The sequence below is a fragment of the Ottowia sp. genome, from assembly GCF_047601385.1.
Lineage (GTDB): Bacteria > Pseudomonadota > Gammaproteobacteria > Burkholderiales > Burkholderiaceae_C > Ottowia.
The window spans coordinates 1,767,055-1,782,634 of the sequence record NZ_JASGJP010000001.1 but is presented as its reverse complement, the minus strand read 5'-3'; the positions used below and the strand labels follow the sequence as shown (position 1 = coordinate 1,782,634).

Below are 15,580 nucleotides of genomic sequence, written 5' to 3'. Positions count from 1 at the left end.
CCCGTTCACCAGCTGTCCACAGGCCATGCACCGTCGCCGAAGCTGCCGCCGGGGCGCAGCGGTGCCGTGGACGGCACCGGCCGAAAGGCCAACACCTCCGGGCCGCGCCGTGAGCGAAGAATGGAGAGCGCATAGCCGGGCAGCGGCTGGCGCGCGACGATGCGCCGCAGGTCGCAGGCGAAGTCCGCAAAGCGGGCCAAGCTGCCGGACTTGCGGTGCAGATGCGCGAACTCGAAGCGCCAGCCCTCCGGCTGCCAGCCCGCGTGCTTGCGCACCAGGCGGTACAGCCAGCGCTCGATGCCGCCGGTCAGGCGGAAGTAGTCGGCGTCGATGGTCAGCACAAGGCTGTCCTCCATCACGCCCGCGTAGAACCAGTCGGGCAAGATCAGCTCGACGCCCAGCGGCCGGCCCTGTCCGTCCGCACGCTCCTTCCACTCGTTGATCCACGAGAAGCGGTGCAGGCGCCGCGCATGGGGCTGGCGGATCGAGGTCGCCACGCTGGTGGACTGCAGGCGGTCGAGCGCAGCCTTGAGCCGCTGGTAGTCGCGCAGCGACGTGCCGCGGCCGACGAAGCGCAGGATCTCGTGCGGTGTCGCGGCCATCAGCCGCGAGCTGCGCAGGCCCGCGTCGCGCGCTTCGACGATCTGGCTGGCGGCCCAGATCAGGATGTCGGCGTCCCAGATCGTCGCGAGGCCGTGCTCGGCCGTGCCTTCCACGCGCACCGTCACCGGCCCTGCGCGGAAGTCGATCGGCACGGTGCGCCGGTTCTTGGCCAGCGAGAAGAACGGATAGGCCATCAGGTCCTGCACGTCGCGCGCGGGCATCTCGCCCGGCAGGGCATGGAACAGTTCGAGCTGCTCGCGCTGCGGATCGCGCGGGGCGGGCATCGGTTGCCGCGTCCATGTCAGCGCCCGCCGTTGCGGCGCAGAGCATGGCGTTCGGTGCGCAACTCCACGTACTCGGGATCGCAGGTGGCCTCGAAGCTGCGCGCGTCCGCCCAGGCCTGGAGGTCGGACCGGGCGTACATCACGCGCCGGCCGAACTTGCGAAACCGCGGGCCGCCGCCGATCACGCGGTGCTTCTCCAGCGTGCGCGGCGACAGCCGCAGCAAGGCGGCAGCCTCGTCGTTGGTGAGGTAGTCCGGCTGCGCCGTGGCCGCCGCGCTGGCCTGCGCAGGCTCGGGCGTCGATGAAGGTGCGGCCTGCGGCCGCAGCGAAGCGGGTCTCATGGAATGGGCCTCTGTCGGTTCTGGTCGCCGACGGGCGAAGCGCCGCCGGCTGGAGGCAGTCTCCGGAAAGCCCGGCGTCCTGGGGACGGACGTTCGAACGTCAGCCGGAACGTCCGTCCCTGGCGGATTCCATTTGCAGTAGTCGCCGGTAGCCGCCGTCCACGAGCACCTGTCCACGGCGGGCGAGCCGGCGCACCTGGGCGCGCAGCTCGCCGAGGTCGTGCCAGCGCTCGGCCACCACGGCCGCGCCGAACAGCGCCTGCGCGATCTCGCGGTGCGTGGCGCCGACGGCCAGGCCGTCGAGCGCCTGCAGGCTGCGCATGTGCAGCAGCGCGATGCGGTCGGGACGCCCATGCGCGTGGGCATGTACGCCCGGCAGCGAGGCCTTGGAACCGTAGTAGCCGTCGAGACGCTCCATCGCGACGGACGCGGCGCGCCAGCGCTCGCGCAGCCGCGCGCCGGCCGCCAGACCGTGGGCGTAGGCCATGCCGTGTTCGAGCGAAGGCGAGAACGCGGCACGCAGCGCGCCCTCCGGGCGGTAGGCGGTCAGCAGCAGGCGCCGGCCGTCATGGGCAAGCTGTTTGCGCCCTGGCATGCGCCACAGGGAGAAGATCGGTGCATCAGGCGCTGCGGCCGGGTCGGCGTGGAGCTGCGGCATCCCGTCGGGATCGGGCAGCCACGCCGGCTGCGCCTGGCGGGCATCGCTCGCCGGGTCTTCGAGCAGGCGAAGGCCCCAAGGTACGGCGTGGCCGGCTTCGTCATCGCTGCCGTGCGCATGCAGGGCGTAGACCGCGCGGTAGCGCGGGTTGCGCCGCAGGTACTCCCAGGCCAGCGCCGGCCCGTCCAGCGTCAGGGCGTAGAGATACGCCGCGGCCGGATGCCAGTCGTTCGCACGTGCGCCCATGTCGAGAAACCTCCTTGCTCGCAGGTGGCGCCACGGGCAGCGATCCGGTCAGTGCGGTAGCGTGCTTGTCTCGGTGTTGGATATGTGAATGGCTGACAGGCGATGCCGCGTGCGGCCGCCCTTGCGCCGCTGCATCCATCATACGGGGCCGCGAACTTTCAGCCGCGGGCCGTCCATCGGCCGAAGGTCGCCCGCGTCAGTCGTTGATCGAGCCGTCGGCCTCGGCGCGGCGCACATACTCCGACAGCGGGCGCTGCGGCGCCCAGTGCGTGTCGCGCAGCACCGGCAAGTCGCGCGGGCCACGGATGTTCTGCAGGTCCGACAGGCGCACGTGGTCGAGGCGGGGCGCACCCACCCCGAGGTCGCACAGGCCGTAGGCCGTGTCTTCGTCGCGCGGATCGAGCTGCACCAGCAGCCAGGTGGCGTGCGCGTCGGGGGTGAACAGCTTGACCACCGGCCAGGGATCGGATTGCGCGCCGCCGGCCGCGGCATGGCCGTTGTGGAGCAGCTCGCGGCGCTGCTCCTCGGTGATGAGCGCGGTCACCGGCACCCTCTCCGGGCAGAGCAACCGCCCGGAATGAGCGCGATGGGAAGCCGCCGAGGGCGTGTCGCAGTCGCAGGAAGGGATGTTGTGCGGACCATCATGTGCTGGATTCAGAGGTCAGCATAAAGCGGGCCAACGAGATTGCAAGCGGGCGAACCCGCAAAATGAATCCTATAGATTGTAGCTCTATAGGTGTCCATGCGATGTCATCTTGGACTTGTCCCAAGTCCGTTTGATGACTGCGAAGAACTCATTTCCTGCTGCCCTGCGTACCCTCCGAAAATCCCGCGGCCTGAGCCAGGAAGCGTTTTCGGAGGTGTCGAGCCGCACGTACATGAGTTCGCTCGAACGGGGCCTGAAGAACCCGACGCTCAGCAAGGTGGACGAGCTGTGCGAGGTGATGCAGGTGCATCCGCTGACGCTGCTGGCCCTGACCTACGGGCTCGACGCCAAGGGTGCGGACAAGCTGCTCGCCCGCGTGCAGCGCGAGCTGGCTGCAATGCAGGAAGTCCCGGCGGATTGAACGCGGGCAGCGGGCGCCGCCGTCAGCGCCTGCCCAACTGCTACGTCACGATGCGCCCAGCCTGGTGCGCCTCGCGCGCATAGGCGCGCAGCCGCTTCTCAGGCCGGAAGTACAGGTCACGCTCGACCGGCAGCCCGAGCGGACCGCGCAGGGCCGCCAGCTCGGCCAGGCTCACCCATCCCGTCTCGGGGCAACCCAAGCCCAGGTCGCACAGGCCGTAGGCATGGTCGGGCACATCGGGGTCGATGTGGGTCAACAGCCAGGTTGCACCTGCATCGGGCGTGAACAGCTTGACCACCGGGGCGGGGTCGAAGTCCCTCTCTTCGAGCGATTGCCGGCCGTTGGCCAGCAACGCGGTGCGTTGGTCGTCGGTGATGAGTGCGGTCATGGTCTTCTCCTTGGAAGGAATGCCGGGCGGGATTGCCCGGGACCGCGGAGAAGCACGGCGCAGCGCAGCCGTCAGGGTTCGGCAGACGGCCGCAGGCCGCCAGCGTGCGCAGCACGCGCAGACCTTGACGGCGAGACCGGCGTGCTACGGTGGGCGACCCAGCAAGCCAGCCCTGTCTCCAGTGATAGCTTGGCTGTCTTTCCCGCATCAGCAGCGGACTCCGAGAGCCATTGACATCGCGGGCGAAGATATTCAGGAAGTAAGCTGCTTTCTGGAGCAGGCAATGGTGATCACTCTCACCAATCCTTCTCATACCGGATTGGTGGCACGCGGGGTGCATCCTCCAATAACTGACTCAGAAGCTTCCGAGCTTGATCGAAAGTTCTTTGGACGCCTACGTCGTGAGTAAGAAGGCCATCAAAGTAAAGCGCGAGGGCGCAATACGTGGAATCGATCAGGTCGCTTCTGTGAGATCTACTGCCAATATCTTGGGGATCCCCTTTGGCGCTACGGTGGACAGCTCTGATGGAGAAGCACAAGGGAAACGCAAAGTTCATGGAGAGCAGCAAATCCTGCAGGGTGTCCGGACAGGCTGCGGGACGAGCGAGCTGCAACATCATGTCGGATTGCGTAATGATGTTCCTGAGGAAGGTATGCCTGAACTCTGGCGTCCATTCATTCTCTTTCCGAAGTGTCTTGACGTCAGTTTCCCTGAAGGTTTTTAGCCACTCGCTAAGCACGTCCTTCATCGCGTCGCCAGCAGGAGATAAATTTTCGAGGTACAGGTGTGCCTCATGCATTTTTCCTTGAATGCTCAGTTGAATCCCTGGGTCTGAATGCATGCGGCCCATCTGCCGGCCAAGCCGGGCGAAGTCCTTGGTTGAAGGGACGTCAATCAGATTCTTCGGCCTGCGCAATTGTTTTGGCGCAAGCTGGCACAGCAGATTCATCGGCTTGGCAACCAGCACTTGGTCGGGATAGGTACGCAGTATGTCGAAATTCGCTACAGCGCCACGATCATCTCGTGCATTAAGGGCTTCGATTGCGAAGTATTCGGTCAACACCACTTGGTGCTGCTTGCTTTGGCTCAGCCAGTCGGTCAGTCTGCGATCTTTGGCATAACTTATGTCAAGAACTTTTCTGCAAACCGCCATTGGATATTCAAGTGTCTCTAGAGAGCATTCCTGCCAGGGACGGTCGCCTGTCGTGTGCAACTGCTTGCGGCCGATGATCAGCCTGTATGGTAGCTGGGTGCTTGTCGAAACTCAGCCACGCCGGGGATCCCCCGGAATGGCCGATCCGCGCAGAACCCCGAGCCCTCGAAGCCGCGTTCGCCGGAAAGCACAACACTCCGCATTCGCCTTCTTACGAAGTCACGCAAGCACGAAGGCGCTTTGGCGATTCCACGTAACTGCGGAAAAGCACAAATGAACGAAAGCGGCTTCCCGTGCAGCATCGAAGCCACGAAGCCGCTCTTACGGAAAGCCGTCGAGTCGGCGGCGATGCAGCGATGACGCTGAAGGCCCCGCCGGTGGGCGGGGCGCCGGGTGGGTGGCAGTCAGTCGCCCTTGCTGCGCGACCAGATCAGGTTGTGCGTGCCGTCCTCGGCCTCGACCAGGCGGGCGTAGATGGTCGCCGGAAACGACGGGTCATCGAGCGTCACCGACAGGTAGGGCCGGTCCGCCTTGCTGATCTTCTTCCACGCCGCGCCGATCTCGAAGTTGCCGGCGACGATGCGGTAGTCGGGAGCGTGCTCGCTCTCCTTGTCGTTGGGGACCAGCTTGACCTTGACGTTGAGCGTCAGGGTGCGCACGGTGCCCGTGAAGCCGTTGTTCTGTGCGGTGAAGGTGCCGATGTTGGCCATGATGAAACTCCTTACGGTGGTTGACTGGTCGCGCCCATCGCGGCCTTGTCGGTGATCCGATAGGGCGAGGCACGGGCGGGCTGCACCCCTGAGCACAGCGAAGGGGCCGCAACAGCGTGGAGGACCGGGAGTGCCCGAAGAAATTTGTCTCGCGAGGAAGCCGCCGAACGCAGTGACAGCGGCTGGGAAATTTGTTCGGGCCGGACGGTTGCTGCCATGAAGCCCGAGGCTTTAGCCGGTGCATCGCCAGGATTCACGACAAGCCAAGGCCGCCCTGGGCGCGACCGCCACCGCAAGGGGTCATGGCCTACGCACCACCCCGCGAACACCGCCGGCACCATGCGCACTCCAACCGCCGTCACGGTCAGTCCCCAACGCGAGTGAGCCGCTCCCGCGCATCGTCGCCGGCAGCTTCAGCGCGGCGTGGGAGAGCATGGCGGACCGGCCCGGCGTGAGAACCCGGCCCCCGCCTCATCGCGGGCTGCTGGTATCGGGACCGGACGCGCAGCCTGATCTGGACGGGCGGCCCACGGCGGGGCGGCACACTCCGGCGCGCGCCGCCCGGCATGGCTCAGGGCGCCGGTTCCCGCAGCGCGGTGACCTTGGCCGTGATGCGCGACTCGATGGTCTGCCGCGACGTTGCCACCAGCGTGACGATCGCCTCGCAGACGATCTCGTGCGCATCGTGCGCGCGCACGCGGAAGGTGACGCTGCGGTCGCTCAGTCGCTCGACCCATCCGCGCAGCCGCAGCGGCGAGCCCGGCGGGATCGGCCCCAGGTGGTCGATGCGGATGGAACGCCCGACGACGACTTCCGCCTCGGCGTCCGTGAGCCGCTGCACCTCGCGGATGCACACCGACTCGATGACCGCGACCAGATAGCCGGTCGCCAGGCACTCGATCAACTGCTCCGCGTAGTCGCGGCCATGCGGCAGCCGCGAGAAAAGAGACCGGGCGGTCTGGTCGGCCGGGACGACGTAGGACTCCTCGAAGAAGACCGCGCTGACTGCTTCATGGTTCATGGGTGCGAGGTGGCGAGAGGGCGAATGCCTCCGATCCACCGATGCTCCCGTGGAGTGGCCGGGCCGCCAACCCGCTGCGGCGTGCCGTGGCGCGCTGCCGCGGGTTGGCGGCCCGGCTGGATGTGACAACGCGCGCGGCACACCTGCCGCGCGCGTCGCGCTGATGTCGCCAAGCCCCGGCCGACCCGCGAGGGCGGCCGGGGCTTGCCACATCAAGCGGCTTCGGCCACCGCCTGCACTTCGTCGGCGTTCTGGTCATCGGGCACCGATGCTTCCTCCTTTGCCGTGGCATCCTCCTGTGTCTCGGCCTGCGCTGCGGCCGCTTCCGTCACGGCCTCCGGCGTGCGGAACATCGCGGGCAGCCAACCGCTGCCTGCGGCCAGCCGCTCGGCCTCGGCGGCGATCTGCGCCTTCTTGAGCTTGCCGAGCCGGTGCACCTCGCCCGGCGCGAACACCTGCACGGCTTCCAGCGCCTTGGCCTTGGACACGTGCTCGAAGTAGCCCGCAGCGGTCGGCGTCCACCACTGGCCCATATCCAGGCTCACGGCGTGCGCCAGCAACGCAGCAGGCCGCTCGCCTTCGCGCGACGTGATCGCGCTGACCGTGAAGCCCACGCACAGCGCCAGCAGCGACAGCAGCTCCGACTGCGGCATCGCCAGCAGCTCGGCGAATAGCGCCTCCGAATCCTCGGGCAGCCGTTCGGCCCACGCCTCGCGCACTTGGCGCATGCCCGTGGCGGCCGGGGCCTCGGCCATGTCCGGCGCGTGCTGTTCCAGCCGGTCCTGCGCATCGGCGCTGATGTTCAGTGGCGAGCCGTGGTAGCCCTCCAGCACGATGCGTTGCGCAAGCCTGTGCACCACGGCCACCAGCGCGACATGCGGATGGCGGGCGACTTCGGCCTGCAAGGCGGCAGTGCGGTGCGCCGACAGGCGGCGCGCCAGCTTCTCGGAGATCGTCAGCGCGGGCGGCTCGTCCGAAGGACGCTGCTGCGTTCCAGTCTCGTCCGCATCGCCCTCGGCCTCCGCGCCGCGCTGCTGCGCGCGCAGCGCCTTGGCCTCGTCCTCGCGCAGCAGCCCGCGATGCACCACCACCGCGCCCTCCGAATCTAGCGACACCACGGCGCCGGCCATCGGCACCACGCCCACCGGGTAGACCAGCAGCTTGCGCTCGATGGCATCGAGGTCATTGCCGATGGTGTCCATCGCATCCTGCAGCGCCTGCGCCTCGTCGTCGCCGATGGCTTCGTTCTCGTCGTCCAGCTGCTCTTGCAGCTTGGCCTGCTCGGCTTCCAGTCTGGCGATGCGCTTGGCCTCGGCCTTGCCCGGCTCGCGCCGCGTGGCGCGCACGCGCTGGAAGCGGTGCAGGTCGGCATAGGTCGCGCGCGGGGCCACGTCCACCCAGCCCCAGCCCTCGCTGCGCACGGCCTCGGCCACCGCCGCAAGCTTGTCGCGGGCCAGCGCGTCCAGCAGCACGGCATCGGCCAAGAACACGCCGCTGTGCTCATCGGCGAACAGGTCGCGGCGCGTGCCGCCGCCCGCCTGCTCGTAGGCGGCCAGGCCGACGAAGCGCGCCACCGGGTCGCGGCCCGCGTCGATTTCCTCGTGCGTCAGGTGATCGCGCAACGATTCCGGGTCGCGCTGCCACTGCGGGGCCTCGTAGAACGCGGCTTCCTGCGCTGCATGGTCGTCGGTGATGGCAAGCGCCATCAACTGGTCGAGCGCCACGGCGTCGGCTCGGTAGTCGGCCAGCAGCCGGGGCGAGACGTTGGCGAGCTTGAGGCGGCGCTGGACCACCAGCGGTGTCACGCCGAAGTCGGCGGCAATGTCCTCGACGGCGCGGCCCTCGGCCACCAGGGCGGCGAATGCCTCGAACTGGTCCGCCGGGTGCATGGCCTCGCGCTGCACGTTCTCGGTCAGGCTCACGGTGCGCGCGGCCGCACCGGGCACCACGAGGCACGGCACCTCGTGGTCCTTGGCGAGCTTGCGGCGCTTGACCAGCAGCTTGAGGGCGGCGAGGCGGCGCCGGCCCGCCACGACCTCGTAGTGCTCGCCATCGGGCGACCGCACCACGGTGAGGTTTTGCAGCAGACCCACGCGCGCGACGCTCGCGGCCAGTTCGGGGATCGACGTGCCGCCGCTCTTGCGCACGTTGCGCGAGGACGGGCGCAGCCGCGACAACGGGATCAGCCGCAGGTCTTGCCCCGCGCCGATGGCAGCCACGGTCTGCACGGCGGCAGCGATGGCGGTGGTTTCGTGAAGGGTTGCAGTATTCATGGTGAAACTCCTATCGAATGAAGAAACGGACAAGCCAACGGTGGGAAGAAACGGAGGGGCCGTGTTGGCGTGAAGACCCCTCCGCGAGGGGTTCAGGCCTTGAGGCGCTGCATTTCGTCGGCGAGCAGCCACAGCGCGCGGTTTAGGCGCAGGTTCTGGTCGATGCCCTGCACCGGCCGGGTGTGCTGGCGGCGGCCGTTGGCCGTGCGTGCGGGAAGGCCGCCCCGGGTCAGGTTCTCCTGCGTGCGGTTGAAAACGCTCCACAGGTCGGGACGGTTGTCGTCCAGGCGGCGCGGGGCCAGCACCTGCGCCTCGGTGATGGGCGCGGGCTTGACGGGGTCGTCGTACTTGAGGGTCAGCGCGGCACGCGCGAACACCTCGGCCTCGCGGTCGTCCAGCGTGATGGACCGCATCGCATCGCGCGAGGCCTGCACCTGCCCGAAGCCGTGCAGCACCTCGTAGGCGCCCTCGATGACGGCGCTGGCCACGTCGCCCTTGTGGGGCACGCGCACGTCCGCCACCGTGTCGCCGCAGACGAGGCCGTTCGTGCAGACGAACCGCAGCATTCCGGCCAGCATCTGGTAGCTGCTGGTGCCGTCGTGCGAGTTCAGCAGGATGATTTCGTTGGCCTCGCGGCCGTTGATCTGGCTGGCGTGGCGCAGCCGCAGCATGTGCTTGGTGAAGTCGCGCCGCCCTTCCTGGCGCACGCGGGTCTGGCAGACCATGAAGGCCTCGAAGCCCTCGGCGCGCAGCTTGTGCAGCACCGTCGCGGTGGGGATGTAGCTGTAGCGGTGCGAGCGGCTGTCGTGGGGGGCCTGCGCGAAGATGGACGGAGCCACCGTCCTGATCTGGTCGTCTGACAAGGGATGTTCGGAGCGCAGCACCGGCGAATGCGGTGCGAAGCGGGAAGCGAGTTGCATGGTCTTTCTCCAATGAAGTTGGCTGTTGAAAAACCCCCACCGGATTCCTAGATTCGGAGCCCTCTTCGGACTCCCCGGTGGGGTCGGCGCGAAGACCCAGGTCGGTCTCGTTGCCACCGTCTTTCCTGAGTTCATCGCCCGCGACGAAAGGGAGACCGCGGCCGGTGGCCGTCAAGGAAGAAGCGCCGGGTGCTGGGGCGGCCCGCAGCGAAGCGAGGACACGGCCCGGCGCGCCTTGACGGCCACGGGCCGCGGGCTACAGTCGCGGACAAGGTGATGGGCTCAGGAAAGGCGGCGAGCGCGGCAACGGTCGCTATCGGCGCCGGCACCCCGCAAGCGCAGCGCGCAGCGCCGCCAGGCGCGAAGGCCGATCAGGCGCAGCCTGTTTGGCGGTCTTGCAGGGGCGCCAAGCGCAGCGCGGCGGGGATGGGCCGACGAGCCCTTCTCCTGGAGGCAAGCGCAGCGCGCAGGCCCGCTAGGGCCGAAGCCTTCGACACGAGACGCACGAAGAAAAGTGCGCCGCCCCAAAAGGACAGCGCACAGATGACTTCAGCAGGCGATCAGTCCGCCGCCGGCCTCGCCATCGTCTGCAACTGCTCAATCACGCCAGGTTCGACGAACACGCAAGCCTGCTTGTCCTCGATCGAAACGTTGAACACTTTGGCGAACACCGTGCGCCGCAAGTGAATCAGTCGACCTGTTCGGTACGCCTGCTCGGGCTTCAGACGACCTTCGGCCGGTGAACCGCTGCGCTGCGGATCGCATTCGACCAGCGCGACGAAGCCGTCATCGGACAGTTTCTGATGCTCGGGGCAAAGGCCCCAACCGGTCGTCGTATGGCGCTTCATGCTCGCGCGCAGGCGCTTGTCCAGCAGTAGGTTGCCGGTGTCGAATGGAGCGCCGCACACGAGGCACAGGCGCTGTTCCAGCGAAACGTAGGATTTGTCGTCCATGATGGTCTCCAGTGACCGGGCGGGATTGCCCGGGACCGGAGACGGCACGCCGCAGCACAGCGGTCACAGGTTCGAAGACGGCCGAAGGACGCAAGCGTGCGTCGCACGCACGCGCAGACCTTGACCGCGAGACCGGCGTGACAGGATGGAGGGAGTCAGCAAGCCAGCCCCCGCATCCTTATGCATTGGTGAGCAAGCGCAGCGCGCAGCGGCTTCGCCGCGGAGGCATCAGTGATGGAAGCCGACAGGTCGAGACCCGCCAGGGGCTCGATGCGCAGCACGCACAGCGCGGCCCGGCAAGGCCGGGGATGCTCATCTCTGTGGGAAACCTACCTGCGGTGCGAAAGGTTAATATTTCGTGCCTTTTCCTCCTGCATCACCAAAATAATGGCGCTATTTGGCTAAGAAGTCATTATTTTGAGATTTAGGTGGAAATAAAGATGAAATAATGGCATATGGCTAAGAGGACCGCGCCCTTGCTTCCCTCCACCGACGAAGTGCTGCGCCGGTTCGGCGAGCGTTTGCGCTTAGCGCGTCAGCGCCGACGTCTTACGGCGAAGCAGGTGGCTGAGCGCGCCGGCATGTCGCCCATGACGCTGCGCAGTCTGGAGCGCGGCAGCGCAGGTGTGACCATGGGTGCCTACCTCTTGGTCATGCAGGTACTGGGCATTGAAAAAGATCTCGACTTGTTGGGGCAGGAGGATCCGGTGGGCCGGCAACTCCAGGACGCCAGATTGCCGGCGCGCGTCAAGGCATCGACTTTGGTCTCGACTGTAGGGAACAAGCCACATGACGTCGGGGACTCTATGTCCATGGAGCAACTGAGCAAGGTGCTTCGATCTCTGCTCGGTGAGCAACTTTGCGAGGCACTGATCTCGATACCCCGTGATCAGAGGCGTGAGCATGCCGCTCCGCGAGGCACGTCCAACCAGCGGGCCATGAAGGACAGCAAGCGAGCGGGCGGGGAGGAGGATTGGGTAGAGGAGGGCGGCTTCGCCAGCGCCGACACCTTGGCTCGCCTGATCAAGGCGCCACCTGTACGGCGGCCGCGGAAAGCCCGCTGATCCAATGGTTGCACTCATCGCCATCCATGCTGACCGGGCCAACCACGCGCCCCTGCTTGTCCTCCAAGACGAGAGTGAACCATCGATCAAGCAACGATCGGGTTCCGGGCGACTTAACCCTTTGGTTTGTGGTGTCCAGCGGCTGGACGTGCGCTGCTGTATCAAAACGTGTTCACATGGTACCTTCGAAGAGTTGCTGCGGTCTTTGCTCACAAAGCGCGGCTAGTGTTAAAGAGAATGAAAAATGGAGAGCATCATTTCTAGCCGACTCAAAGCCGATGAGCGGTCTTTCATTGCTGTGACGAAAGATGACGACTGGCGTCTCTTCAATCCGAAGATCGACGGCGACGGGAGTGTGTACGTCGAACTGCATCGGCTTTCCAAACTTCCACGAGACGAGGGGGTCGAGAAACTCTCGGAGTTCGCAGACAGGCTTGAAACCTCCACCCTGTCCAAACTGAAGGCCAAGGTTGCCACGACCTTGTTGCGTGACCTGATTGCAATTGGGTGGGAAACTCGTGTGTCTTCGAACCACATTCACGTAAGGCCACCAAAACATTCAGACCCCGCAAATCGCAAACAGGTGATTCGCCAGCAACTTCTTTTCGGTCGCGATGATCAACTGCTGGAGGATTCGCATCGCCGATTCATCTATTCGATGGAGCGGCCTTCAAAATATTCCTCCAGCAGACCGGTAACTGACCTGATCGCTGACGGTCGCAGACTGTCAGAGCAACTAAAGCCGATTGCTGCCATGCCCTTGGTTGAGCGCGCAGCGTTGCTGCAAAGCGTCTGCCGGCCCTATGCGCAACTGGTCACTGATGATCGCGATGAATTCACGAATCTGAGGTTGATCGACATATGGCGATACTTTCGCCACAGTTGGAGCACGCGATATCGGTCCACCCCTGGGCGCAATCTCTTCTATCTCATTCGCGATGCCGCTCAACCTAACCATCCTGTGATGGGCATCACGGCGCTTGGCAATATGGTCATGCAACTGACTCCGAGGGACAGGGCGCTCGGATGGACGGTGGATGGTCTGCTGGCACTTGTAGCAAAAGGCGTGGTGTCCGATGCCGAGGTATTGCGTGCGTTTCGCGAACGTCTCGAAGAGGATTTCGATCAAATATACCGCGATGATCTCCCTGTCGATCGTCGTATTGATCACAGCGTGGATGATGAAACGCTGAGCAGACTGGCGGTCATCGAGCAGGATGCGTTGCGGGATCGAGAAGACGCTTTGAAAGGCGATGACGACAGCACGCCGAAGCGGCCCGATGATTTGACACCCAAGCGGTTGCTGGAACTGACCAAGACACCTCTGTACCGCTCGAAACGTGCACGTGCAGCAAGAGAGATCCTTCGTGCCTATCGGACGATCGCAATCTGGCATGCCAGTCTGCGCGACCTGGCGGCAACCGATCATGGCGCGTGGGCGCTCAATCTTGTTATCAAGCAACTGAAAAAGCGTTTCTCCGCTACCAGCATGATGGAACTCACCGTTTGCGGTGCGGTCGCTCCCTACAACCATCTATTGGGGGGGAAACTGGTGTGCATGATGATGATGAGCCCGCGCGTGGTCAACGACTACCGCGAACGTTACGGCGGCACTGTCAGCATCATCGCCAGTCAAATGGCGGGCCGTCCGATCACTAAGGATCCGCATTTGGCATTCTTGGGGACCACCAGTCTCTATACCGATCACTCTTCACAGTACAACCGTGTCAAATTGCCAAAGAATACGGTCGAGGGACAAACGACTGCGATTTTGTACGAGCAGTTGGGAAGGACGGAGGGGTTTGGTTCACCAAACTTATCCACTGAGACAGAATTCGGCCTTGCTCAGATCGCGGAGCAAGCAAGCGGATTCCGAAACGTTAATTTCGTTTTTGGCGAGGGCCAAAGCCCAAAATTGCGCCAACTGCGTGAAGGGTTTGCCCACCTGGGGCTCAATCAAACCAACCTCCTCCAGCACGGAGCGCCACGGATCATCTATGGTGTTCCGCTCGTGATGAATTTAAAGCGTGTGCTGCTTGGCATCGATGCGGAGCCTCAGTACGGCATTGATCCACAAACGGAGGGTGCGGAGGAGAAAATCGCCAGCCATTGGGTATCGAGATGGCTTGCATCACGTTTGGATTATCTACCCGCACTAGAAGCCGTAACTCGCTCGACCCCGCTCACAGAGCGCGTGTCACGGCTCATTCCAGATAGAACCGGGCCACGTGTCCCCCAGAAGCAACTGATGCTCAAACCCGCCATTGGAGAGAGGAACGACATGCAAAGCGACACCAAGGCGGACGATCGTCTGCAGTTCATCCGCTTGCTCTATCGCAATGAGAGCGCCTTTAGCGATCATGTAAGCATCAGTCGGCTCAAAGAACTCAATATCAAGACCAATCTGGAGGAGGTAGTCCGAAAAGTGGTTCGGATCGGCGGCTCTGTCGTGATTACTGGAAATGCCGGGGACGGAAAGACGCACGCTATCCTTCTGATGAAGAAGGATCTGAAAGATGCGGAAGTCGTGACCGACGCCAGCGAACTCTCATCCGCAGAGATTGTTCGCCTATGGCAAGCAGCTCGCGATGAGCAAAGACCTTTTTGTATCGCCATCAACGAAGGCCCCTTGGTCGATCTAGTTCGCGAATTTCGCGGAAAGCATCGATGGCTGGAGGACATCCGCGCGCAGTTGCTCCGCTTGGTCACTTACAAGCCCATGGAGGCCGCATCACAGGAGGATGAGGAAACCTGGAAGCCTCAAAAGGGCGAAACCGTCATTCTTGATCTGAGCCATCGCCGCGTGCTGTCGCCCGATTTGGCTGGAGAGATCATCGACAAACTGACTGATGACCACTGGTATGAGGCATGCGCCTTAGAAGACAACTCAGTCATCAACTACAACCGCACAATGCTTCGTTCACTTCTGCCACGACAGCGGATGGTGAACCTGTTGACGACAGTAGGGCGCACCGGCGTGAAGATCACCTTCCGTGAAGCGCTTGCCTTCGTCTCTTACTGCATCTTCGCTGGGAAGTCGCGAGAAGAACTGAGGGAATCGGGCACCAGCGAGTTTTCCAGGTACTACTGGAACGCCTTTGAGGGTGAAGGGGCTATCTTCGAACTGTTGAATCGGGGAATCGACCCGATGAAGCAGACGAACCCACAGGTCGATGAGAACCTATGGCGAGGCACGATCGACCCGAGCGATTTTGCTGGTCACGAGAAGCTATCGGTGCTTCAACGCAACCTGGATGAAGTTGCAGAGAAGGAGCAGCGCAATCTTGCCGGTGAGTTCACGGCATTGAAGCGGCGCTGGTACTTCGAGCACGCCAATGGACAACTCTTCGATTTCTCGGATGCGAACAAACTGTTCGCCGAACTGCAAGACACGTCAATCGCGATGGCGATTCGACTCAGTCGTCTTATTGCGCTCATCAATCGATGGTGGAACCGAGGAGGTGAAGCAAAGTCAGATGCCCTCCGACTGTGGACTCGTCTCTCATACCAACCGCGTACACGCAGCCAAGCCATGGTGTCTGGCTTGGCCGTCAATAGAAATCGACTCAGGCTCTACAAGCCGGAGTTGGCACCCGTACTGCGCAAGGCGTTCGGTGAGCAACCAGCAACTCACCTTCTGCTTGCCTCCGCTGATGATCCTCGGTTCGCTCGGCTCGTTGTCGATCCGGAACTGCTGGAGGGGCTCATTCACGGCTCACTCGCAGACGGGCAGAGTGAGGTCGCGCGACGACTGGGGCAGTTCAACGACACGCTTTCCCAGTACGGTGAGAAGAGCCCTGATGTGCGAACCGTAGATGTGGTTGACCCGCAAAGTGAACTGCGCACGACGGTTGTTGTGGATTTGATCAACCGTCGCTTCGACTCTGCCACCTGAGAA

At 64.2% G+C, this 15,580-nt stretch carries 14 protein-coding genes; 3 read left to right on the top strand and 11 right to left on the bottom strand.

What is annotated here, in order from left to right; translation table 11 throughout:
• Positions 1 to 5: 5 nt before the first annotated feature.
• The 4 genes from QM772_RS08620 to QM772_RS08605 form a co-directional block, all read right to left on the bottom strand.
• A complete protein-coding gene (locus QM772_RS08620) occupies positions 6 to 887 on the bottom strand; it encodes a replication initiator protein A (protein ID WP_415135496.1) in 882 nt (293 codons plus the stop codon).
• 17 nt (positions 888 to 904) lie between these two features.
• Positions 905 to 1,228 carry a helix-turn-helix domain-containing protein gene (locus QM772_RS08615; protein WP_415135494.1) on the bottom strand — a complete coding sequence of 108 codons (324 nt, stop codon included), beginning with the start codon at positions 1,226 to 1,228 and terminating at the stop codon, positions 905 to 907.
• A gap of 100 nt (positions 1,229 to 1,328) precedes the next feature.
• Positions 1,329 to 2,132 (bottom strand): DNA -binding domain-containing protein, encoded by an 804-nt coding sequence (locus QM772_RS08610; protein ID WP_415135492.1) that lies wholly within the window; start codon positions 2,130 to 2,132, stop codon positions 1,329 to 1,331.
• Positions 2,133 to 2,328: 196 nt separating this feature from the next.
• Entirely contained in the window at positions 2,329 to 2,676 is a 348-nt protein-coding gene (locus QM772_RS08605) for a DUF2958 domain-containing protein (protein WP_415135490.1), read from the bottom strand.
• Positions 2,677 to 2,911: 235 nt separating this feature from the next.
• Between QM772_RS08605 and QM772_RS08600 the strand changes: the two genes are divergently transcribed.
• Positions 2,912 to 3,199 (top strand): helix-turn-helix domain-containing protein, encoded by a 288-nt coding sequence (locus QM772_RS08600; protein WP_415135488.1) that lies wholly within the window; start codon positions 2,912 to 2,914, stop codon positions 3,197 to 3,199.
• 40 nt (positions 3,200 to 3,239) lie between these two features.
• Here the strand turns inward: QM772_RS08600 and QM772_RS08595 are convergent, their stop codons facing one another.
• From QM772_RS08595 to QM772_RS08565, 7 genes are all read right to left on the bottom strand, one after another.
• Entirely contained in the window at positions 3,240 to 3,587 is a 348-nt protein-coding gene (locus QM772_RS08595) for a DUF2958 domain-containing protein (RefSeq protein WP_415135486.1), read from the bottom strand.
• Positions 3,588 to 3,883: 296 nt separating this feature from the next.
• Positions 3,884 to 4,654 carry a hypothetical protein gene (locus QM772_RS08590; protein ID WP_415135484.1) on the bottom strand — a complete coding sequence of 257 codons (771 nt, stop codon included), beginning with the start codon at positions 4,652 to 4,654 and terminating at the stop codon, positions 3,884 to 3,886.
• Positions 4,655 to 5,145: 491 nt separating this feature from the next.
• Complete coding sequence (locus tag QM772_RS08585; protein ID WP_093212460.1) at positions 5,146 to 5,451, bottom strand: DUF736 domain-containing protein; 306 nt, start codon at positions 5,449 to 5,451, stop codon at positions 5,146 to 5,148.
• 571 nt (positions 5,452 to 6,022) lie between these two features.
• Positions 6,023 to 6,472 carry a thioesterase family protein gene (locus QM772_RS08580; RefSeq protein WP_415135482.1) on the bottom strand — a complete coding sequence of 150 codons (450 nt, stop codon included), beginning with the start codon at positions 6,470 to 6,472 and terminating at the stop codon, positions 6,023 to 6,025.
• A gap of 212 nt (positions 6,473 to 6,684) precedes the next feature.
• Entirely contained in the window at positions 6,685 to 8,745 is a 2,061-nt protein-coding gene (locus QM772_RS08575) for a ParB/RepB/Spo0J family partition protein (protein WP_415135480.1), read from the bottom strand.
• A 92-nt stretch (positions 8,746 to 8,837) separates the two neighbouring features.
• On the bottom strand, positions 8,838 to 9,665 hold the full coding sequence (locus tag QM772_RS08570; protein WP_415135478.1) for a DUF932 domain-containing protein: 828 nt from the start codon (positions 9,663 to 9,665) through the stop codon (positions 8,838 to 8,840).
• A 560-nt stretch (positions 9,666 to 10,225) separates the two neighbouring features.
• The gene (locus QM772_RS08565) at positions 10,226 to 10,618 is read right to left on the bottom strand and encodes an ATPase (protein ID WP_415135476.1); all 393 of its coding nucleotides are present in this window, start codon (positions 10,616 to 10,618) and stop codon (positions 10,226 to 10,228) included.
• Positions 10,619 to 11,094: 476 nt separating this feature from the next.
• Between QM772_RS08565 and QM772_RS08560 the strand changes: the two genes are divergently transcribed.
• Complete coding sequence (locus QM772_RS08560; RefSeq protein ID WP_415135474.1) at positions 11,095 to 11,682, top strand: helix-turn-helix domain-containing protein; 588 nt, start codon at positions 11,095 to 11,097, stop codon at positions 11,680 to 11,682.
• 244 nt (positions 11,683 to 11,926) lie between these two features.
• Entirely contained in the window at positions 11,927 to 15,577 is a 3,651-nt protein-coding gene (locus QM772_RS08555) for a Druantia anti-phage system protein DruA (RefSeq protein ID WP_415135472.1), read from the top strand.
• Positions 15,578 to 15,580 lie beyond the last annotated feature (3 nt).